General features: G+C 46.5%; 22 protein-coding genes. 11 read left to right on the forward strand and 11 right to left on the reverse strand.

From position 1 onward, the window contains the following. Nucleotides 1–473 (forward strand): IS3 family transposase (locus CBI30_RS08475; RefSeq protein WP_143744377.1); only part of this gene is annotated, 473 nt, incomplete at its 5' end. Between the two features lie 66 nt (nt 474–539). On the opposite strand, the gene CBI30_RS08480 is transcribed toward CBI30_RS08475, so the two are convergent. From CBI30_RS08480 to CBI30_RS08510, 7 genes are all read right to left on the reverse strand, one after another. Next, nucleotides 540–1,133: a urate hydroxylase PuuD gene (locus CBI30_RS08480; protein ID WP_088527873.1), complete on the reverse strand. Its 594-nt coding sequence runs from the start codon at nt 1,131–1,133 to the stop codon at nt 540–542. A gap of 26 nt (nt 1,134–1,159) precedes the next feature. Continuing rightward, nucleotides 1,160–1,738, reverse strand: coding sequence for a superoxide dismutase [Fe] (gene sodB / locus CBI30_RS08485; RefSeq protein ID WP_088527874.1), 579 nt, complete (start codon nt 1,736–1,738; stop codon nt 1,160–1,162). Between the two features lie 127 nt (nt 1,739–1,865). Beyond that, nucleotides 1,866–2,642: a 3-hydroxybutyrate dehydrogenase gene (locus CBI30_RS08490; protein ID WP_088527875.1), complete on the reverse strand. Its 777-nt coding sequence runs from the start codon at nt 2,640–2,642 to the stop codon at nt 1,866–1,868. Between the two features lie 129 nt (nt 2,643–2,771). Then, the gene (locus tag CBI30_RS08495) at nt 2,772–5,168 is read right to left on the reverse strand and encodes a xanthine dehydrogenase family protein molybdopterin-binding subunit (RefSeq protein WP_088527876.1); all 2,397 of its coding nucleotides are present in this window, start codon (nt 5,166–5,168) and stop codon (nt 2,772–2,774) included. 20 nt (nt 5,169–5,188) lie between these two features. After that, the gene (locus CBI30_RS08500) at nt 5,189–5,698 is read right to left on the reverse strand and encodes a (2Fe-2S)-binding protein (protein WP_088527877.1); all 510 of its coding nucleotides are present in this window, start codon (nt 5,696–5,698) and stop codon (nt 5,189–5,191) included. 42 nt (nt 5,699–5,740) lie between these two features. After that, on the reverse strand, nt 5,741–6,595 hold the full coding sequence (locus CBI30_RS08505; RefSeq protein WP_088527878.1) for an FAD binding domain-containing protein: 855 nt from the start codon (nt 6,593–6,595) through the stop codon (nt 5,741–5,743). 40 nt (nt 6,596–6,635) lie between these two features. Then, the gene (locus tag CBI30_RS08510) at nt 6,636–7,112 is read right to left on the reverse strand and encodes an SRPBCC family protein (protein WP_088527879.1); all 477 of its coding nucleotides are present in this window, start codon (nt 7,110–7,112) and stop codon (nt 6,636–6,638) included. Between the two features lie 111 nt (nt 7,113–7,223). Here CBI30_RS08510 and CBI30_RS08515 point away from each other — a divergent pair, with 111 nt between their 5' ends. The 8 genes from CBI30_RS08515 (at nt 7,224) to CBI30_RS08550 (ending at nt 14,393) form a co-directional block, all read left to right on the forward strand. Continuing rightward, entirely contained in the window at nt 7,224–7,928 is a 705-nt protein-coding gene (locus tag CBI30_RS08515; RefSeq protein ID WP_088527880.1) for a TetR/AcrR family transcriptional regulator, read from the forward strand. Between the two features lies 1 nt (nt 7,929). After that, nucleotides 7,930–8,388, forward strand: a complete 459-nt coding sequence (locus CBI30_RS08520) for a VOC family protein (protein ID WP_088527881.1) — start codon at nt 7,930–7,932, stop codon at nt 8,386–8,388. A 6-nt stretch (nt 8,389–8,394) separates the two neighbouring features. Continuing rightward, a complete protein-coding gene (locus CBI30_RS08525) occupies nt 8,395–9,633 on the forward strand; it encodes an FAD binding domain-containing protein (RefSeq protein ID WP_088527882.1) in 1,239 nt (412 codons plus the stop codon). Between the two features lie 105 nt (nt 9,634–9,738). Continuing rightward, nucleotides 9,739–10,974, forward strand: a complete 1,236-nt coding sequence (locus tag CBI30_RS08530; RefSeq protein ID WP_088527883.1) for an ABC transporter substrate-binding protein — start codon at nt 9,739–9,741, stop codon at nt 10,972–10,974. A gap of 88 nt (nt 10,975–11,062) precedes the next feature. Beyond that, nucleotides 11,063–11,947 carry a branched-chain amino acid ABC transporter permease gene (locus CBI30_RS08535; RefSeq protein WP_088527884.1) on the forward strand — a complete coding sequence of 295 codons (885 nt, stop codon included), beginning with the start codon at nt 11,063–11,065 and terminating at the stop codon, nt 11,945–11,947. Between the two features lie 13 nt (nt 11,948–11,960). Continuing rightward, nucleotides 11,961–12,920: a branched-chain amino acid ABC transporter permease gene (locus CBI30_RS08540; protein WP_088527885.1), complete on the forward strand. Its 960-nt coding sequence runs from the start codon at nt 11,961–11,963 to the stop codon at nt 12,918–12,920. Beyond that, a complete protein-coding gene (locus CBI30_RS08545) occupies nt 12,920–13,675 on the forward strand; it encodes an ABC transporter ATP-binding protein (protein ID WP_088527886.1) in 756 nt (251 codons plus the stop codon). Before CBI30_RS08540 ends, CBI30_RS08545 begins: the two co-directional genes overlap by 1 nt. A 13-nt stretch (nt 13,676–13,688) precedes the next feature. Beyond that, complete coding sequence (locus CBI30_RS08550) at nt 13,689–14,393, forward strand: ABC transporter ATP-binding protein (protein WP_088527887.1); 705 nt, start codon at nt 13,689–13,691, stop codon at nt 14,391–14,393. Between the two features lie 18 nt (nt 14,394–14,411). Here the strand turns inward: CBI30_RS08550 and CBI30_RS08555 are convergent, their stop codons facing one another. Then, nucleotides 14,412–14,915: a YqaA family protein gene (locus tag CBI30_RS08555; protein WP_088527888.1), complete on the reverse strand. Its 504-nt coding sequence runs from the start codon at nt 14,913–14,915 to the stop codon at nt 14,412–14,414. A 189-nt stretch (nt 14,916–15,104) separates the two neighbouring features. On the opposite strand from CBI30_RS08555, the gene CBI30_RS08560 reads away from it, so the two are divergent. Then, complete coding sequence (locus CBI30_RS08560; protein WP_088527889.1) at nt 15,105–16,274, forward strand: acyl-CoA dehydrogenase family protein; 1,170 nt, start codon at nt 15,105–15,107, stop codon at nt 16,272–16,274. 11 nt (nt 16,275–16,285) lie between these two features. Then, entirely contained in the window at nt 16,286–17,470 is a 1,185-nt protein-coding gene (locus CBI30_RS08565; protein ID WP_088527890.1) for a CaiB/BaiF CoA transferase family protein, read from the forward strand. Here the strand turns inward: CBI30_RS08565 and cls are convergent. Genes cls through CBI30_RS08580 form a run of 3 tightly spaced genes read right to left on the reverse strand, consistent with a single transcriptional unit; the run spans nt 17,467 to nt 19,891 of the window. Next, nucleotides 17,467–18,942, reverse strand: coding sequence for a cardiolipin synthase (cls, locus tag CBI30_RS08570; RefSeq protein WP_088527891.1), 1,476 nt, complete (start codon nt 18,940–18,942; stop codon nt 17,467–17,469). The two genes, CBI30_RS08565 and cls, sit on opposite strands and share 4 nt — an antisense overlap. Continuing rightward, nucleotides 18,939–19,691, reverse strand: coding sequence for an endonuclease/exonuclease/phosphatase family protein (locus CBI30_RS08575; RefSeq protein WP_088527892.1), 753 nt, complete (start codon nt 19,689–19,691; stop codon nt 18,939–18,941). Before CBI30_RS08575 ends, cls begins: the two co-directional genes overlap by 4 nt. Further along, nucleotides 19,691–19,891: a hypothetical protein gene (locus CBI30_RS08580; protein WP_088527893.1), complete on the reverse strand. Its 201-nt coding sequence runs from the start codon at nt 19,889–19,891 to the stop codon at nt 19,691–19,693. The genes CBI30_RS08575 and CBI30_RS08580 overlap by 1 nt, the downstream gene beginning before the upstream one ends. Between the last annotated feature and the right edge of the window lie 10 nt (nt 19,892–19,901).

Here is a 19,901-nt window from a genome sequence, read left to right on the forward strand (position 1 = left end):
ATGTCACTGAGTTCAATATTAAAGGCGAGAAGGTTTACCTCTCGCCAATATTGGATCTGTATAACCAAGAGATCATCTCTTATACGATTACCGATAGACCACAAGTGAGCATGGTGATGGAGATGCTAAAAGTGGCATTTAAACGTCTTAGAGGATGCAGCCAGCCTCAACCGGTATTGCACTCAGACCAAGGCTGGCAATACCAAATGGGGATTTATCAACAGGCTTTGAAGGTACAAGGTCTTAGCCAAAGCATGTCTAGAAAAGGAAACTGTCTGGATAACGCAGTCATGGAAAACTGGTTTGGGATTATGAAAACCGAGTTCTTCTACCAAAAGAAGTTCTCAGATGTTCAATCATTTAAAACGGAGCTTAAGGACTACATCCACTACTACAACCATGATCGAATCAAGGAAAAACTAAAGGGATTGAGCCCGGTTCAATACCGAACTCAATCCCTCGTGCTAACCTGATTAAACTGTCCAACTTTTGTGGGTCAGTTCAAATGCGGGCCTTTTCAATGATCTACAGTGGCGTGATTATGAAACGATCACAAACCAGGTTGTGTTGTGTGACTGAGCAACCATCAAGAACAACATTGGCACTGAAAGCATGGTGTTAAATCGTGAAGTCAGCATCGCGATACGTGCAGACTTGACCTTAACATCTGGCTCAACAGCAACGATGCCGAGGGCACGTTTTTGATTTGGCCAAATAATGAACCAAACGTTGAAAGCCATTACCAAGGCAATCCACATGCCCAAACCGATTGCGCGGAAAGGGGCTTGCAATGTAAATGCTTGATGCGCATAACCATTCAACACAGCCAGAATTAGACCGCTAACAACGGTAAATAAGGCCGCCCAACGGAACCAAAATAATGCTGTTGGAGCAATTACTTTTCCAATAGCTGGCTTTTGTTCATCAGGGATTTTTGACATGGAAGGAATCTGCACAAAATTGAAATACCAAAGCAAACCGATCCACATAACGCCAACCATGACGTGAATCCAGCGGAATAAGAAAGGCAATTCAATTGAGCTTAGGTTGGCACCCAAAGCCAAGATAATTAAAACGAGGAGCACAAACCCAGCTAAAACTGTGCGTCCCAATGAGGTAAAGATAGATGACATAAAAACTTTCTTAATGAAGGTGGATATTAGGCAAAGTTCTTGCTTGCAAAATCCCAATTCACAACATTCCAAAAATTCTCTAGGTACTTTGGACGTGCATTACGAGTATCAATGTAGTAAGCGTGCTCCCAAACATCACAAGTCATTAGTGGTTTTGCATCAGTAGTTAGTGGGGTTGCTGCGTTGCTTGTCGATACCAAATCTAAAGTGCCATCAGCTTTCTTCACGAGCCATGCCCAACCAGATCCAAATGTACCAACTGCACACTTTGTAAATTCTTCCTTAAATTGGTCAAAAGAGCCCCACTTTGCATTAATAGCATCAGCCAATGCACCAGTAGGAGTCCCACCGCCATTTGGCTTCATGCTATTCCAGTAAAAAGTATGGTTCCATACTTGGGCTGCATTATTGAAAACACCGCCAGATGACTGTTTAATAATTTCTTCTAGGGAAGCATTTTCAAACTCAGTAGCTTTAATTAAATTATTTAAATTAGTGACATAAGTGTGGTGATGTTTTCCATAGTGAAACTCGAGGGTTTCTTTTGAGATGAATGGTGAAAGCGCATCTAATGCGTAAGGTAACTGCGGTAATGTGTGTTCCATCATTTTTTCCTTGTAAAACATATCAATAGGAGGCTGCAGCAGCCATATTCGCCCTAACTATAGACGATTCTCGAGTTTTTGTTTGGGCGTGAAAAATTGGGGGTGAGGCTAGATTACCCCCTTGAGATTACTGGGCTGTCCAGCCACCATCCATATTCCAAGCCACTCCGCGTACTTCAGATGCATCAGGGCCGCACAAGAAAACTGCTAAGGCGGCTAACTGCTCTGGTGCTACAAACTCACCAGAAGGCTGCTTTTCAGAAACTAAGGCATTCTTAGCCGCCTCATTTGAAATCCCCTCACGCTCTGCGCGCGCATCTACCTGCTTTTGAACTAGCGGTGTCAAAACCCAGCCTGGGCAAATCGCATTACAAGTAACGCCCGTTTTTGCATTCTCTAGAGCAGTTACCTTGGTTAAACCAACGATGCCATGTTTGGCTGCAACATAAGCAGACTTTTGAGTGGATCCAACTAATCCATGAACAGAAGCAATATTGATAATGCGTCCCCAGTTGCGTTTTTTCATGCCAGGGAGCGCATGGTGCGAGGTGTAAAAAGCAGAACTCAAATTGATTGCAATGATGGACTCCCACTTATCCGCTGGAAAGTCTTCAACATTTGCCGTGTATTGAATACCAGCATTGTTGACCAATATATCGAGTGTGCCAAAGCGCTTTTCAGTTTGCTCAATCAAATCCTGGATTTCAGCAGGCTTGCTCATATCAGCACCGTGATACTCAACTTCAACGCCGCAGGCTTTAATTGCGGCAATAGCGGCATCTATCTCACCAAAGCCATTCGCCATAATATTGGCACCCTGCTTTGCCAACCCAATCGCTATTGCTAAACCAATGCCGCTTGTCGAACCAGTGACGAGGGCAGTTTTACCTTTTAAATGGGGCATGTTCTTATTCGCTATATCAAGTTAAGCCTAAATCCCCGCCAAGGGATTTAGGTATGGTCAAAACTTGATGTTACAGGATGCGGAATCCCCAGGGATATCAGGGATACACTTATTAAGGTAGGCCTTGGATTAGACCTTTCCAAGCGCCTTCAGAATCTTTTCGCAAGTGATAGGCTGGTCAAAGACCGCTGTATTAAATGGTGCCAGAGCATCATTAATTGCGTTCTGAACAGCCCCAGGAGCTCCAGCAGTACCAGCCTCACCGGCACCTTTTGCCCCCAATTTAGATGACTGGGTTGGAGTCTCTACGTGAGCGACTTCAATATCCGGCATCTCATAGGCCATCGGCACCAAATAGTCGGCCATGCTGCCATTACGTAGCAAACCACTATCGTCATAGAGGCACTCTTCGAAAAGGACACCACCAATACCTTGAACAATCGCGCCACGAACCTGCTCATCCACCAACATCGGATTTAATACGCGACCGCAATCCTCAACCGCCCAATGCTTTAAGAGTTTCACGAAACCAGTATCCGGATCCACTTCAACGTAAGAAGCCTGGACACCATTGGTAAAGATAAATGGGTATTCTTTTTGGGTGTAATGGCGAGTGACCATCAAATCCGCGGAGAATCCCACGGGCAAGGTATCCGTGCGGAAATAACCAATTCGACCAATCTCACTAAATGGCAAGAGCTGCTCGCCACTCGCCTTATCTAAAACGTGACCACGGCGAACTGACAGCTCTTGCGCCGGTCTATTCAAAATTGCACCCGCAAGCTTTAGGATATTTTCTTGCAATGCCTGACAAGCCAGTAGAACGGCCTCACCACCTACTCCCGCACCACGTGAAGCCCATGTGCCTCCGCCGTAAGGGGTCACATCTGTGTCGCCAGTAATGATGCGCACATCTTTAATAGAAAGACCAACAGCATCGGCGGCAATTTGCGCATAGATCCCTTCAGTGCCTTGACCTTGCTCACCAACGCCAATCAATATCGATACAACGCCGCTTGGATCCAGTCTCGCAGAAGCGCCATCCTGAGAAGCAATACGTGCTCCACCCACCCCATAAAATGCAGGACTTGGATTAGTCAACTCAATTAAGGTAGCAAAGCCAATGCCACGATAAATCCCTTTTTTTCGCAACTCAGCCTGTTCTTTACGCAAGGCCGAGTAATCCATCATCTTTTCAATAGTTCGTAGGCATTGTTCATGCGATAACACCTCCAACTTAATTCCAGAAATTCCAGAGCAAGGATAGGCATCATCGGGAATGACATTGCGCTTACGAAACTCCAGGGGATCCATCTGCAACTTTTGTGCAGCTAGATCTACTAGGCCCTCGGTCACCGCACAAGCAATCGGATGGCCTACGCCACGATATTGACAGGTGGGTGTTTTATTCTGAAATACAACATTCAGTTTGGCTCTGTAATGTTGGTGCTTGTAAGGCCCACCAACCAAATTCACCACTTGATTTCCCTCGATCGCACTAGTTCTGGGGAACATAGAGTATGGACCAATGGCCGTGAGATCGTCGATCTCAAACGCCAAGATATCACCCTCTTTATTAGCTGCAATACGCCCTTTAATCCTATGCTCACGTGCATGAATATCACTTGTGAAGGACTCAAGACGATCTGCAACAAATTTTACTGGGCGCTCCAACATGATTGCCAGGCCAACAGTTGCAAAGTCATCCGGATACGCGTGCACCTTAATGCCGAAAGAACCACCCACATCTTTACAAATAACATGCACATCTGATTCAGATAAGCCAAATTGACGGCAATACAAATCCTGCATCATGTGGGGCGCTTGTTGCGAGTGATAAACCGTCAGACGACGATCCCCTGGATTGTAATCAGCAATTTGACAGCGAGGCTCCAAAGTAACGCCTGTATGTCGACCAAATCCAAAGGTCGCTTCGGCAACAATATCTGCCGTTGCAAACACTTCATCTACCTGGCCCACATCTAAAGTACGAGTAAAGCAAAGATTGTCGCCAAGCTCTGGATGGATCACTGGTGTTTCTGCGTCCAGCGCTGTTTCCATAGAAACTACTGCAGGCAACTCTTCCCACTCAACATCGACTAACTGCAAAGCATCCTCTGCTTGAGCCCGGGTTTCAGCAACTACTGCAACTACCGGCTCACCCTGCCAACAGGCGCGATCAATGGCCAAAGCATATTGAGGAGCCGATTTCATACCGGCCAAGTGGTCAAGCGTGGCAACCCATGGCTTGCAAAGCTCAGCCATCTTTACACCATCAACGATAGCCAGAACACCTGGCATCTTGCTTGCTTGTTCAATATGAATTTTTCCAATCTTCATATGGGCTACTGGTGAACGCCAGTACACCACATGCCCCATTCTGGGCAATTGGATATCGTCGACATAAGTGCCCTGACCTTCTAGCAGTCGACGTGCTTTGTGTCGGGGCTCGCTATTACCAATATAGCGTTGATCATTGGTTACTGGATCAAGGACCAATCCCTTGAGATCTGTTGGCTTATTCATAATCAGTTTTCTCAGTCCTCTTAAGCGTGAGCAACAACAGGTTTAATTTTTTCACCTTTGGCGCGAGCTTCAAGTACAGCCATGATGGCATCCACTATAGAGTGATAGCCAGTGCAGCGACAATAATTTCCAGAGATCCATTCGCGCACTTCTTCGCGAGTAGCCTTAGGCTGCTTTTCAACTAATTCTGAAGCAGCAAGTAACATCCCGGAAGAACAGAAACCACATTGCATGGCGTTATGCCGCATAAAGGATTCCTGCAGGTCTGCTAATGCGCCGCTTTTAGTTAAGCCCTCAACTGTCTCCACCACACATCCATCAGCCTGCACAGCCAAATACAAACAGCCACGAATAATTTGCCCATCAACCTTAACGGTGCAGGCGCCACAAGCACCCTGCTCGCAACCTAAATGTGGACCCTTTAGATGAAGATCTTCTCGTAAAAAATCGACCAAATGGCGACGCGGCTCAATCTCAGCGTTCACCACTGATCCATTAACGGTCATCGTAATTTTTTTCTTTAAGCTCATTTCAATCTCCGAACTCGGTTTATCTTTTTATGTCTTGATTTCTTAAGCAATTAGATGCTTCAAGCCACGCTCCAACAAAACACCGATTAAATGTTGTTTTGTTTCTACGCTATTCGTAATATCAGCAATGGCCTCAATTTCGCCTCTTGCAACAGCAACGGCACTGGCAATTAATTCTTCAGTAAGTGGCTTACCATTTACCAATGCTTGCGCCTTGAGAGCCATGACTGGCGTGGCACCAACTGAAAAGAAAGTAAATGCGCATTCACTAAGAACGGTCCCTTGCTTTTGCGCCACTAATGCAGCACCAGCAACGGCGTAATCACCATGACGACGTGCTAGCTCATGGAAATAAAATACTTGATTGGTATTAGCAACTGAAATTTCTGTAGCCACTAGAATTTCATTGGGCTCCAAAGAAGTCGTATACAGATCAATAAAAAAATCTTGCGCTGAAATTCGGCGTTCTCCATCTGGACCCGCAATCAACATGGTTGCATTGAGAGCCAGACTGCATGCCGGCCATTCAGCAGCCGGATCACCATAAGCTAAAGATCCACCCCAGGTTCCTAAATTACGAATCGCGCGATGGGCAATATGGGGTACTGCAGCCTTCAGAAGTGGTGCATGCTGCGCAATCAACTTGGAATCTTCAATTTCGGTGTGAGTTACCAAAGCACCGATACGTAATTGATCGCCAATGACTGAAATGCCTTTAAGCTCATCCAAATTAGTGATATCAATCAGAATGCTAGGCTCAGAAAGGCGTAGATTCAGCGTAGCTAATAGCGTCTGACCACCTGCGATCAAGCGTGCATCCTCACCAGCCTCAGCCAGCAAAGCTAAGGCCTCACTTAGAGCCTTTGGTTTTGCATAATCAAATGCTGCTGCTTTCATTGCGTCTCCTCCACTACTTTTATATTTATAGGGCCGAGCTTTACTCGGCCTGTGCGTCTGACTCCAGTGGCGCCACTTCACCACCCAATTCTTTTGCAAATCGTTGAAAAAAATCATCTGCAATTTTTTTGGCAGAAGCGCTAATTAAGCGCCCACCAATTTGTCCTAGCTTTCCCCCTATGGAGGCTTCTGTCGTATAAGAAATCAAAGTTCCACCTTCAGCAGCCTTCAATTCAACGCGAGAACGCCCCTTAGCGAACCCTGCCGCACCACCTGAGCCCTCAAATGCCATCGAACAGGATTGATCTGGAATGACATCGCTCAAAAGGAGTTTTCCAGCAAATCTCGCTCTAACAGGGCCAATCTTGAACATGACCTTGGCATGAACCTCTTCCGGAGAGATACGGCTGATTTCTTCACATCCTGGGATGGACTTCGCTAGAACATCAATATCATTCAACCCCCTCCACACGTCAGGGATTGGAGCGGCAATCAGCTGCTCGCCATTTAGTTCCATTGCATCTCCTTGGGGTTTGTACGAATAGAGTGTTATCTACCAATTGTTCAACAATGTACCATTATTTAACTTTTGGTCAATAAGGCCAAATTCGGATAAACCCTGACAACAATGAGTTTTACACAAGACCGCATCTCCAAAAACAGTGCCACTGTAGAAGTAGCTGAAGCTCCTGCGCCTGCTCGCCGCAGAATGAGTACGACGGAACGCAAGCGCCAAATACTAGATCGCGCAATTCAGTACTTTGCAAAGCATGGGATTGATGGGCAACTCAGAAACTTAACAAAAGGCCTTGGTGTTACGCATACCCTGCTTTATCACTACTTCCCCACCAAAGACGCTTTAATTAAGGCGGTCTATGAAGACGTGTTTGAGTCACGCTGGAAGCCTGAGTGGGAGCTATTGCTAGACGATAAAACCCTATCCCCCGAAGAAAAGCTAAATGCGTTTTATATCGACTACTCGAATACCGTCCTTACTTATGACTTCGTTCGTATTCTGATTTTCTCAGGGCTAAGTGATCATTCCATTAGTGACCGATTCTTTGAATTACTACGTGATCGTTTATTACCTCGTCTCATTCGTGAAACCCGCAAACACTGTGGTCGCAGCTTACGCAGCAAACCCTCCCAGCGGGAGTTGGAATTTTTGATGGGCTTACATGGCGGCATCTTTTATATCGGGATGCGCCGCTGGATCTATGGTCAAGCTATTTATGACGCCGGCAACCCCAATACAGAGCAAGAGATTATTCAAGATCGTATTAGCTCCTACCTCCATTCAGCAAAAATTTTGTTTACTACTGGTAAAAAATAACATGACGAACTTAAGCCTAAACCACTTCTCAATCCGTAGTTTAGAGATTGAGCAAACTACCAAGTTCTATAGTGAAGTATTGGGCCTCGCGGTTGGGCCTCGCCCTGAATTTCCATTCCCTGGGGTCTGGCTATACAGCGGCGATGAAAACGACTGGGCTAATGCAGTGTTGCATTTGATTGCAATTGATAAGAACGATCCCAACGGTCTAAAGCAGTATCTTGGCGAACGTGATCCTAGTTCGCTCTATGGCTCGGGGGCAGTGGATCACATCGCCTTCTTCGCCACGGGTCTAGAAGCCAAGCTTGCTCTGCTGGATAAGTTGGGCGTGCCCTGCAGACAGCGCACGGTTCCCGTCCTCAAACTACATCAACTCTTTTTGGATGACCCTAATGGCATCGTCATTGAATTGAATTACCCTGCTGCCGAAAAAGCAGTACTTGATGCCAAGGGTGCATAAATAAAGATGGCCAAAATTCTTGTTATTGGCGGATCCCTTGGAGGCTTATTTGCGGCAAATATATTGCTACGCCAAGGTCATGATGTCACCTTGCTGGAAAAGGCCATTGGCTCGTTAGATGGACGAGGCGCTGGGATCGTGACTCATGACGCGCTAGCAGATGCTTTGCGGGAAGCTGGCATTGCCGTTGATGACAGCCTGGGTGTCGCTGTATCTAAGCGCGTTACCCTGGGTGCTGATGGCGAGAGTTTAGGTGAAATGCCGCTATCACAAATATTGACCTCATGGAGTCGCCTTTATCACCTACTGAAAGAGAATTTTCCAAGCGAGCGCTACTTGCAGGGTAAGAATGTAAAGACCGTGAGTCAGGATGCCAGCAGTGTTCAGGTGACTTGCGAAGATGGCAGCTCTTATGAGGCGGAGCTACTGATTGCTTCGGATGGCATACGCTCAGCGGTTCGCGCGCAAGTGGCACCAGAGATTCAACCTGAATATGCGGGATATATTGCATGGCGAGGCGTTTGTGATGAAAGTCATTTATCCAATTACACCCTAGATACCCTCTTCAATTATTTTGGATTCTGCCTGCCAAACGGCGAGCAGATGCTGGGCTATCCAGTTGCGGGATCTGGCAATGACACTAGGCCAGGTAAACGACGTTACAACTTTGTTTGGTATCGACCCGCATCCGAAGATGGCGAACTAGTAAAACTTCTTACTGATGCCGATGGTCATTACTATCCAACTGGCATCCCTCCGCTGAAGGTGTCATGGAAACATATTGCTGAAATGCGTAAAGTTGCCCGTGACATTCTGGCGCCTCAATATGCAGAAATTCTAGAGAAGACAGCCTCTCCGTTCTTGCAAGCTATTTACGACGTTCGTTCAGACCAAATTGTCTTTGGCAGAATTGCACTAATGGGTGATGCCGCTTTTGTTGGTCGGCCCCACGTCGGCATGGGTGTTACCAAAGCGGGAGATGAGGCAATAGTGATTGCACGCCATATCGCTCAATTTGGCGCGACTCCAGCTGCGCTTGACGCCTATAGCAATGAGCGACTTACACTTGGGCAGCAGGTTGTTGCAAGAGCACAATATTTGGGGCGTTACATGCAAGCGCAAGGTAGCAAAGGTACAAGAGATAGTAATAGCCTCCGCAGAAATGCAGATACGGTAATGGCCGAAACAGCCATTGATATCAGCACTTTGTTAGTAGAAGGAAAAGCAGTTCCAGAGTCACTTTAATAAAATTGAGATGTAGAGTTGAGTATTACAAGAAACATTGAGATAAGATTTATGAAATAAAAAAGTATTCTTATTAATAAACTGTTTTAAATGGAGGAGATAACCATGAAACAAAAAGTAATGAATCAAACAAGAAGAACGATGTTGATCGGCGGGGCGACTGCAGCAAGCGCTCCACTTTGGATGAATATGGCAAGTGCCCAATCTGAAACCATCAAGATTGGCTTTCCAACACCATTAACGGGCCCTTTCTCTGCCGAAGCGCAGGATCAAGTTAAGGCTGCTGAGTTAGCTATTAAAGAATTTAATGATGCCGGTGGTTTTAATGGTCGCAAAGCTGAACTCCTGGTTCGTGATGACAAACTTAATCCCGGTGAAGCTGCAACACGTACGCTTGAGTTGATTGAAAAAGATAAGGTGAATTTTGTTGTGGGCTCACTCTCTGCCGCAACTCAACTCTCTATTAATGCTGTTTGTAAAGAGCGTAAGGTTCTCTTTAATTCAATTAGCCAGTCGGATGCGATTAATGAAGCGAAGGATTGGAGTGTTTACACATTCCACGAAGCACTTAATCCAACCATGACTGCTGGTGCAGTTGCACGCTACTCCATCCCCCGTTTTGGTAAAAAGATTGTATTTTTAACGGCAGACTATGCTTATGGTCACGAGATGGTGCGAGCATTTGAACGTGCCGGCAAAGAAATGGGTGCCACCACATTGGCAGATATTCGTCATCCACTAGGCGCCTCTGATTACTCGGCATTTTTACCGCGCATCAAAGCCTTGAACCCAGATATCTTGGTTCTCTGCAATTTTGGCCGCGACCTAGTGAATGCCGCTAAGCAATGTACCGACTTTGGCTTGAAATCTAGCATGAAGATTGTGACACCAGTCCTGCTCTACACATCCCGTCTTGCTGGTGGATCAGAAGCCTTTGAAGGCATTATCGGCGGTACATCCTACTACTGGGGTCTTGAGGATCGCATCCCAACAGCAAAAATATTTAATGATGCATTCCGAAAAATGTACAACGGCTCAGTACCATCCGATTACGGTGCACTAGGCTACGCCGGCGTAAAGAGTGTGCTGGCCTCTATCAAGATTGCAAAATCTACTGAGACTTTGAAAGTTATTACTGCAATGGAGAATCTTAAGTACGACTGGTACAAGGGTCCTGAGTACTACCGCAAATGTGATCACCAGGCAGTTCAAACGGTCATCATCGTTGAATCCAAGTCAAAGAACATGAAAGACAAATATGACGTCTTTAATATCCTGACGATTGAACCGACTACCGAGAAGAATATGCGTAGTTGCGCAGAGCTAGGCCACAAGGCTTAAATCTGAAATTTCAAGGCAGATTCTCTGATTTGCCCTGGGTCCCTCCCCTGATGCCGATGGTTGAAGGGGAGTTTTTCTGAGTACATATATGACCGGTCTTACATTTGAACTTCTATGCATGCAGTTGCTGACAGGGATTGCCTTGGGCAGCATCTATGCACTTCTAGCCCTAGGCTTATGCCTTATTTTTGGCATGCTCAACGTAGTGAACTTCGCACATGGCGCCTTCTTCATGGTTGGCGCATTCATGGGCGTCTACTTTCTGGGCGTAACAGGCAACTTTTGGTTTAGCTTAATCCTTACCCCAATCGCTACCGGCGCCCTTGGATTGCTCACTGAGCGATTCCTAGTGCGACCTCTTTATGGTCGCGGCATTGACTACCCGCTACTCCTCACTTTTGGATTGTCTTATGTATTGATTGAGGCAATGCGCGTGACATTTGGTATTGAAGGCCTCCCATCCATCACTCCCGATGAACTTAAAGGTACTCTTGATGTTGGATTTGGCTTCTTCCCTAAGTACCGTCTCTTCTTGATTGCAGCTACAGCCGTGATTATTTTTGCGGTCTGGTTCTTTATCCAAAAGACGCGTTATGGCCTCATCATTAAAGCTGGTGCTGCTGACCAGGAGATCGTCAAAGTACTTGGTGTAGACATTGCTAAGGTATGGCTAATGGTATTTGGTCTTGGTTGTGCGATTGCCGGCCTCTCCGGAATACTGGCCTCACCCACACGCTCCGTTAACCCAGAGATGGGTATTCCCATCTTGGCGGAGTCCTTTGTTGTGACAGTGGTTGGTGGCATGGGATCACCTGTGGGGGCGGTTGTTGCGGGTCTATTGGTTGGCGTGGTCTATAGCCTCACCTCCCTCTTTTTTCCAGATCTTTCCGAACTATCTATTTTTGTTTTGATGGCGGTAGTCCTCTTAATTCGACCTCAAGGTTTATTTGGTAAAGCGGGGGCAATGGGTTAATCCCCCAATATTTATGAAATCATTTTTCCATCTCATTGCACGTCATCGCGTGTTGGCAAGCAGCCTTTTCTTGATGGTCTTCCCGTTCATCATGCCGTATGAGGCGCTTGCAATCAATATCCTGATCTTTGGCTTATTTGCCATGGGATTCAACCTCCTATTTGGTTATATGGGTTTGTTGTCCTTCGGACATGCAGCCTTTTTAGGAATCGGTAGCTACCTCACCGGGATTAGCATCGTTCATTATTCCCTGCCGTGGGGTACTGCAATTCTGGTAGGCGTAATTGGGGCAGCCATTGGTGGGCTCATCATGGGTTTCTTGGCTATTCGTACCAGAGGCATCTACTTCTCGATGGTCACCCTCGCCTTAGGTCAAATTGTTTTCTATGGCTTTTATAAGGCGGAAAGTTTGACGGGCGGAGAGAATGGTTTGCGTGGCGTGCGAGTTGACTCTTTCAATATTCTGGGTATTCCAGTGGATTTTCTAAATCCACTTGTCAAGTACTACATCATTCTCTTCTTTGTGGTCATTGCAATTTGGCTGATCTCGCGCATTCTCAACTCTCCATTAGGTGCGGTGATGGAAGCTATTCGTGAGAATGAAAAACGTGCAGCCGCCTGCGGATTTGATGTAACACGTACAAAGCTCCTAGTATTCGTATTGTCGGCTGCAATCTGTGGATTAGCCGGCTCATTACGCGCCTTGCATCTCTCCATTGTGCCGATTGACTCCCTGCACTACCTGCAATCAGGACAGGCGGTAATGATGAGTATTTTGGGTGGTATGGGCACTTTCTTTGGTCCATTTTTCGGCGCCGCTGTCATGCTGTACTTGGAAGATGTGGTAACTACCTTTACTAGACATTGGATGGCCGTTATTGGACTAGTCTTTATGTTCTTTGTATTGTTCTTCCCGAAAGGAATCTGGGGAACTATCTTGAGCAAGCTAAACATGAATCAGGATACAAAATAATGAGTAGCCCAAATCAAACCCCCATCCTTGAGGCTCGAAATGTCAGCAAGAGTTTTGGGAAATTCAAAGCCTTGCAGAATGTCTCCACTACGTTTATGCCAGGAAGCCTCACGGCCATCATTGGCCCTAATGGCGCAGGCAAGAGCACTTTCTTTAACATACTCAGTGGAGCCTTCCCCCCAACAAGCGGTCAAATCTTATTTAACGGTAAAGATATTACCGGCATGCAACAGCATGAATTTGCACGTATTGGCATCTCCAAGAGCTTCCAAATTACCAATGTGTTTAAGCAGTTGACCGTTCATGAGAATGTTCGTGTAGCGGCGCAAATGGAAACTGCTCGGTATAACTTTCTGCGTAATGCGAAAAGCTACCCAGAGCCTATCGAACTTGCGGATCAACTCTTACGTCGCGTCAACCTAGAACATCTGCGCAATAAGAAAACAGGTGATCTGGCGCACGGGCAACAACGCGCCCTCGAAATTGCCATGGCTCTAGCCTGCAACCCTAGCCTCCTATTGCTTGATGAGCCAACTGCTGGAATGTCTCCTGAAGAGACGCTCGTGATGATGGATCTCATTCGCACACTTGCCAATGAAAGAACTGTTATTTTGGTTGAGCACAAAATGAAACTCATCATGGGCTTATGTAAGCGAATCATTGTTCTTCATCATGGCGAGTTTTTGGCTGAAGGCACTCCAGAAGATATTCAAAATAATGCTGAGGTACGTCGTGTGTACCTAGGCCAAGGTTAATGAAGGTTTATATATGCTGCGCGTAGAAAATTTAAATGCCTGGTATGACCGTAGCCACGTTCTTCAAGGCATCTCACTAGAGGTAAACAAAGGTGAAATTGTTACCTTAATGGGCCGAAATGGTGCCGGTAAAACTACTACCCTGCGCTCCTTAATGGGCTTGCTCCCAAAAAGAGAAGGGAAAGCCTCAATCGATGGCACTTCTTTCCTAGATCTCGCCGCCCATGAGCGCTATCACCTTGGCTTGGCATACGTCCCAGAGGATCGCCGCATTGTTCCGGGCCTCACTGTCAAAGAAAATCTAGAGCTGGGCGTGATTTCCAAGAAAAATCATGGCGACATGAGTGCTATGGTCGATGAAATCGCCGAAACCTTTCCGCGCCTCAAAGAAAGATTGCATCAGGATGGCACATCCATGTCTGGAGGTGAGCAGCAGATGCTAGCTATTGCTAGAGCCATGATTGCCAAGCCTAAGGTCATTCTGCTAGATGAGCCATCAGAAGGCATCATGCCGGTCCTAGTAGAGGAAATGTTTGAATTATTTTCCAATCTCAAGCAACAGGGTCTAACCATCCTACTGGTTGAACAAAACGTACAGCAAGCACTAAAAATTTCGGACCGTGCCTATATTCTTGATCAAGGCGAAATTGTCTTTCACGATACCGCTCAAAATCTCTTAAACAACGATGAGATTCAACAGAAGTATTGTGCTGTCTAATGCCTTTTAAGGCTTGACTTAGATGATATGAAGCCAGTGTCCTAGCTGGTGCCAAAAACTGTTTGGTACCAGAGTTAAGAGCCAAGTCATGGTGAGGTAGCGCAGTAGCTTGCCTACTGTCATATATCCTAAGCACGGCAGCCAAGGCAACCTTAGCCACCCCGCTGCTAGACACAGAGGATCACCGAACCCAGGCAGCCAAGAAAGAAGTAGCATCTTTGGGCCACGCTCTTCAAGCCAACGCTGCATCCTGCTATTGGTAGGCCCCTTGAGAGATTCAAAGCTATTGCGACTCATTAATCCTAGCCACCAATCCAGCATGCCTCCCAAAGTATTACCGATGGTTGCAACCATAATGGCCGTCCAATATAAGTCGGGATTTAAGGAGATGTAGCCAAACAGCATAGGCTCCGAACCCATCGGCAGCAAAGTTGCAGAGATAAAGGCGCTGATAAATACAGCTGGCAAACCAATCGATGGCATCCCAAAAAAGTCAAAGAATTGACTGAGTATTTGCTCCATTAAGCAAGGACTCCGGGCAGACTAACAGTAAATGACTTATACATCTTCTTAGTATGCCCCAACAGATATCCAGCCCAAGAATGCGGGTCAGAACCACCGCCCATTACCGGTCGCCCAGCAATTCTGAAATCTTGCTTAAACTGTAGGTATTCCCATCTTTATTAACTCCTTTTAAGCGCTGATATACACATGAATCACCCCATCCCAAAGCCTGACCAATATCAAGATATGCGCGAAGCCTTGCGTGACCTCTGCGGAAGTTTTGATTCCGCCTATTGGCAAAAAGTTGATCACGAGCGCGCTTATCCAGAAGCCTTTGTGGATGCCATGGCACAAGCTGGCTGGTTAGCTGCCTTAATTCCGGAGGAATATGGTGGCTCTGGTTTAGGTCTTGCCGAGGCCTCTGTGATCATGGAAGAAATTAACTTTGCTGGCGGCAATGCGGGCTCTTGCCATGGTCAGATGTACAACATGGGCACTTTGCTGCGCCATGGTTCTGACGCCCAGAAAAAACTCTACCTCCCTAAAATTGCTACTGGCGAATTACGCCTACAGTCGATGGCAGTAACTGAACCAAGCACTGGTACCGACACCACCAAACTTAAAACCACCGCCCTCAAAAAGGGTGACAAATATATTGTGAATGGTCAGAAGGTTTGGATCTCTCGTATTCAGCACTCTGATTTGATGATTCTGCTGGCACGCACCACACCGCTAACAGAGGTAAAGAAAAAATCAGAAGGTATGTCGATTTTTATCGTTAACCTAAAAGATGCCATTGGCAAAGGCATGGATATCCAGCCAATCGCCAATATGGTGAATCATGAAACTAATGAAGTCTTTTTCGATAACTTAGAGATCCCTGCTGAAAATTTGATCGGTGAAGAAGGTCAAGGATTTAAATACATCCTAGATGGCCTCAATGCAGAGCGCACCCTCATTGCCGCGGAATGTATTGGTGATGCTTATTGGTTTGTCGATAAGGCACGACGTTATGCAAATGAACGCGTGGTATTTGATCGTCCGATTGGCAAAAACCAAGGCATCCAATTTCCAATTGCAGACTCTTATATCGAAACTGAAGCGGCTAACCTCATGCGCTTTAAGGCATGCGAGCTCTTCGATGCCAAACAGCCTTGCGGTGCTGAAGCCAATATGGCGAAGTACCTTGCTGCCAAAGCCTCTTGGGAGGCAGCCAACGTTTGTCTTCAGACGCATGGCGGTTTCGGTTTTGCCAATGAATATGATGTCGAACGCAAGTTCCGTGAAACACGCCTCTATCAAGTGGCGCCAATTTCGACTAACTTAATTTATTCCTATATAGCTGAGCATGTCCTCGGCCTCCCACGCTCCTTCTGATAGGCCTCATCATGAGCATTCGTCCATTGGATGGCATTACTGTTGTTGCACTAGAGCATGTGATTGCTGCACCCTTCTGCACGCGTCAATTGGCCGACTTGGGGGCGCGCATTATCAAGATCGAACGCCCAGGGGATGGAGATTTTGCCCGAGGCTATGACACCCAAGTAGAAGGACTTTCCTCCCACTTCGTTTGGGTGAATCGATCAAAAGAAAGTCTCACTCTCGACCTCAAGCAAGAATCTGCATTAGCAATATTGAGGGGCTTGTTAAAAACCGCTGATGTCTTCATACAAAATCTTGCTCCAGGTGCAGCAGCTCGCATGGGGCTGACTGCTGAAGTATTGCAAAAGGATAATCCTGGACTCATTCTTTGCTCTATCTCTGGCTACGGTAACGATGGCCCCTATCGCGACAAAAAAGCTTATGACCTGTTGATTCAGAGCGAAGCAGGCTTCCTATCCATTACCGGCACACCAGAGACGCCAAGCAAGGCCGGCAACTCCATAGCCGATATTGCCGCAGGGATGTATGCCTATACCAATATTTTGGCTGCGCTATTGCAAAGAGGAAAGACTGGTAAGGGCACTGTCATCGACATCTCCATGCTCGAAGCCTTAAGCGAATGGATGAGCTTTCCAATGTATTACGCGTACAAGGGTGCCAACCCGCCATCCAGAAGTGGCGCTTCACATGCCACCATTTATCCCTACGGTCCATTCATGGCTGGTGACGGCAAAACAGTGATGCTGGGACTACAAAACGAACGGGAATGGGCGCAGTTTTGCGCGTTGGTTTTAGAAAACCCCGCTCTGGCACAGGATGATCGCTTTGATCGAAACTTTAAGCGCAATGAAAAACGCACCGAACTTCTGAAAATCATTGACGCTTGCTTTAGTCAAATGACGTCCGAGCAATTAATTGCACGATTAGAAAAAGCCCAAATAGCTAATGCTCATCTGAATGACATGGAAGGCCTTTGGAAGCATGAGCAACTGAAAGCGCGTAATCGCTTCACAGAGGTGGGCACACCGAATGGCGCTATTACCGCGTTGTTGCCGCCAGGACTAAATGACAGTTACGACTATCGTATGGATCCCGTTCCTGCGGTAGGAGAACATACCAATGCCATTCTCTCGGAATTGGGAATATCTTCCGCTGAAATTGAGGTGCTAAGAGCCGAAGGTGCAATTTAAAGTAAGGGTGATGCTAAGTGCGCCGCGTTCTCAAGAAGTACGCGCCAATGCGGCCGCTTAGCCCAAGCTACTGGATCTACCATATCGGATTGGGCAAGGTAAGACTCAATCAAAGCCTGAAGTTTGGAGCAAAACTCCAAGTTGTACACAATCAAACTAATCTCGAAATTGAGACGTAAGCTACGTTGATCAAAGTTCACCGAACCAAAAATTGCCACACGGCCATCTATCAATAAGCTCTTCGTATGCAAAAGACCTCCATGAAATTCGGCGATATTGACACCTGCGCTCATGAGGTCGGTATAAAAACTACGGCTACTCCAAGCTACTAAAGTTGAATCATTTAACTTGGGGACAATTAAGGTCACCTTCACGCCACGACCTGCTGCTGCCATCAGCGCCTGAATCAAACCATCATCCGGACCAAAATAAGGCGTAGTGATGGTGAGCTCCTCGCGCGCATCCATGATCGCAGAGAGCAGCACTTGATACAGAATGTCGTCTCGATACACTGGGCCAGAAGAAAACTCTTGTGCCAATACCTGCCCCTCGACTGGAGTTGGAGCTGGCGCCACAGCATTGAAATGCGTAATCTTAGGGTTATCGACACTCCAGTCAAACGAGAATGTCAGCTCAAACTGAGAGGCAACCGGACCCTCAATTCTGACCATGGCATCAACCCACTCACCCACGCCTGAATCTTGCTTAAAGGTGCGTGGATCAACCAAATTCATACTGCCAGTCCATACAATCGAGTTATCAATCACAAATATTTTACGATGTAGCCGCAAATCTGCACGACGAAACTGAAAGCGGCCAATTTGAATAGGTAATGCCTCGGTAACCTCAATTCCAGCGCCTCTAAAACGATTGGGCCAACTCGATTTAAACCAATCCTTACTGCCTAAGGAGTCGAGTAAAACTCGACAAGCTACCCCTCGTTTAGCGGCTGCAATCAAAGCCTCGCCAACGCGATCGGCATCACCACCCAAGGCCCAAATATAGAACTCTAAATGTAGCGTATTTTTGGCTTGGTTAATCTCATCAATGAAATCCTGCAAGATCTCCAGCGAATTCGTGAACAATGCAATTTGGTTACCTGCGATCACCGGGGAGCCGTTCTTGGATTCTGCCAATAAACTAAGTGCCCTACCCTCTACTGGCAGCTGCTGCTTATCTGCCGAATAGCGCTTGCGCATATCTTCAGTGATGGCTGCGTACTCTTTGTCCATGCGGATAATTTTTCGAGTCAGTCTGCGACCAACGGGGCGCTCACCAATCAAGATATATAAGCTAACGCCAACCAGCGGGAACATCACCACAATCAAAAACCAGGCAATCGCAACTGCGACTGGCCGCCTCACTGAAATCATGCGAAATCCAAAAAGCAAGACGATGATTGCATGAGCAATTGGAACCCAAATTAAAGAGAATCCAAAAATAGAGCCCAAAAGATAATTTAATACACTCATACGATTTCCAGTTCCGCAGTAATACCTAAGTGATCCGATAATTTCAACCATTCATACAGAATTTCTGCAGAATGGATTTTTAAGCCCCGCACATAGATACGATCCATCGGAAGCATCGGCCTCACACTAGGAAAGGTTTTTGCAGGGGCGCCAGTAAGCACTTCAAAGACTTCATGAAAGCCAGCGGCGAGCATCGGCGCGCTCACACGATTGCGCCAATCGTTAAAGTCGCCCGCAACAATCGTTGGGCCGCCCTCCGCAAGTGAATCAATATAACGAATGATCTCATCTAATTGACGCTCCCGCCCTCTTTCGAACAAAGCTAGATGGACGCAAAAGCAATGAATTGGTGTTGCCACACCCTCTAACTGAGTGATGCTGTGGAGCAAGCCGCGCCTTTCAAACCGATAGGCCGAGATGTCGTAATTTTGACCTTTATGTAGTGGTCTTTTAGATAGAATTGCATTGCCATGATGTCCATCCGGATATTCAACATTTTTTCCGTAATGCCAATCATGCCAAAAATCTTCAGATAAGAAATGAGTGAGTTCTGTCAGTGGCCATTGGCCAAATCGCCTAATCCGTCCACGATGTTCTTGCTGAAGCTCTTGCAAGAACAGTAAATCTGGGTGGTGACTACGCATTTTCTGGCGTAACTCGTAAATGGTTGATCTTCTATGCAAAGGCGAAACGCCCTTATGCACATTCATGGTCATCACACTAAAGCGCCCTACTTTAGTTTGCGTCATTAAAACTGCCCTGCAGCACGTTGTCGACGAACACGAGCAAGATAGATCTCAGACTCAACTGTATCTTGGCATTGCATACATTTATTGCAAATAGATGCTTGCTCGCGCAACTCATCAATAGATTCAATCAAATGGTTATCGAGATATTCACGAAGATCGATATCGAGGACCTCATTACAGAGGCAAATGACTTCAGCCATAGGTCAAAAT

The organism is Polynucleobacter aenigmaticus, assembly GCF_002206635.1.
In the GTDB taxonomy this organism is placed as follows: Bacteria; Pseudomonadota; Gammaproteobacteria; order Burkholderiales; family Burkholderiaceae; genus Polynucleobacter; species Polynucleobacter aenigmaticus.

Coding starts and splice junctions, on each gene's coding strand:
- CBI30_RS08555 (WP_088527888.1), bottom strand. CDS start 14,915: ATGGAGCAAATACTCAGTCAATTCTTTGACTTTTTTGGGATGCCATCG.
- CBI30_RS08490 (WP_088527875.1), bottom strand. CDS start 2,642: ATGCCCCATTTAAAAGGTAAAACTGCCCTCGTCACTGGTTCGACAAGC.
- CBI30_RS08540 (WP_088527885.1), top strand. CDS start 11,961: ATGAAATCATTTTTCCATCTCATTGCACGTCATCGCGTGTTGGCAAGC.
- CBI30_RS08500 (WP_088527877.1), bottom strand. CDS start 5,698: ATGAGCTTAAAGAAAAAAATTACGATGACCGTTAATGGATCAGTGGTG.
- CBI30_RS08575 (WP_088527892.1), bottom strand. CDS start 19,691: ATGACGCAAACTAAAGTAGGGCGCTTTAGTGTGATGACCATGAATGTG.
- CBI30_RS08505 (WP_088527878.1), bottom strand. CDS start 6,595: ATGAAAGCAGCAGCATTTGATTATGCAAAACCAAAGGCTCTAAGTGAG.
- CBI30_RS08525 (WP_088527882.1), top strand. CDS start 8,395: ATGGCCAAAATTCTTGTTATTGGCGGATCCCTTGGAGGCTTATTTGCG.
- CBI30_RS08545 (WP_088527886.1), top strand. CDS start 12,920: ATGAGTAGCCCAAATCAAACCCCCATCCTTGAGGCTCGAAATGTCAGC.
- CBI30_RS08480 (WP_088527873.1), bottom strand. CDS start 1,133: ATGTCATCTATCTTTACCTCATTGGGACGCACAGTTTTAGCTGGGTTT.
- CBI30_RS08560 (WP_088527889.1), top strand. CDS start 15,105: ATGAATCACCCCATCCCAAAGCCTGACCAATATCAAGATATGCGCGAA.
- CBI30_RS08510 (WP_088527879.1), bottom strand. CDS start 7,112: ATGGAACTAAATGGCGAGCAGCTGATTGCCGCTCCAATCCCTGACGTG.
- CBI30_RS08495 (WP_088527876.1), bottom strand. CDS start 5,168: ATGAATAAGCCAACAGATCTCAAGGGATTGGTCCTTGATCCAGTAACC.
- cls (WP_088527891.1), bottom strand. CDS start 18,942: ATGAGTGTATTAAATTATCTTTTGGGCTCTATTTTTGGATTCTCTTTA.
- CBI30_RS08550 (WP_088527887.1), top strand. CDS start 13,689: ATGCTGCGCGTAGAAAATTTAAATGCCTGGTATGACCGTAGCCACGTT.
- CBI30_RS08580 (WP_088527893.1), bottom strand. CDS start 19,891: ATGGCTGAAGTCATTTGCCTCTGTAATGAGGTCCTCGATATCGATCTT.
- CBI30_RS08520 (WP_088527881.1), top strand. CDS start 7,930: ATGACGAACTTAAGCCTAAACCACTTCTCAATCCGTAGTTTAGAGATT.
- CBI30_RS08515 (WP_088527880.1), top strand. CDS start 7,224: ATGAGTTTTACACAAGACCGCATCTCCAAAAACAGTGCCACTGTAGAA.
- CBI30_RS08535 (WP_088527884.1), top strand. CDS start 11,063: ATGACCGGTCTTACATTTGAACTTCTATGCATGCAGTTGCTGACAGGG.
- sodB (WP_088527874.1), bottom strand. CDS start 1,738: ATGGAACACACATTACCGCAGTTACCTTACGCATTAGATGCGCTTTCA.
- CBI30_RS08530 (WP_088527883.1), top strand. CDS start 9,739: ATGAAACAAAAAGTAATGAATCAAACAAGAAGAACGATGTTGATCGGC.
- CBI30_RS08565 (WP_088527890.1), top strand. CDS start 16,286: ATGAGCATTCGTCCATTGGATGGCATTACTGTTGTTGCACTAGAGCAT.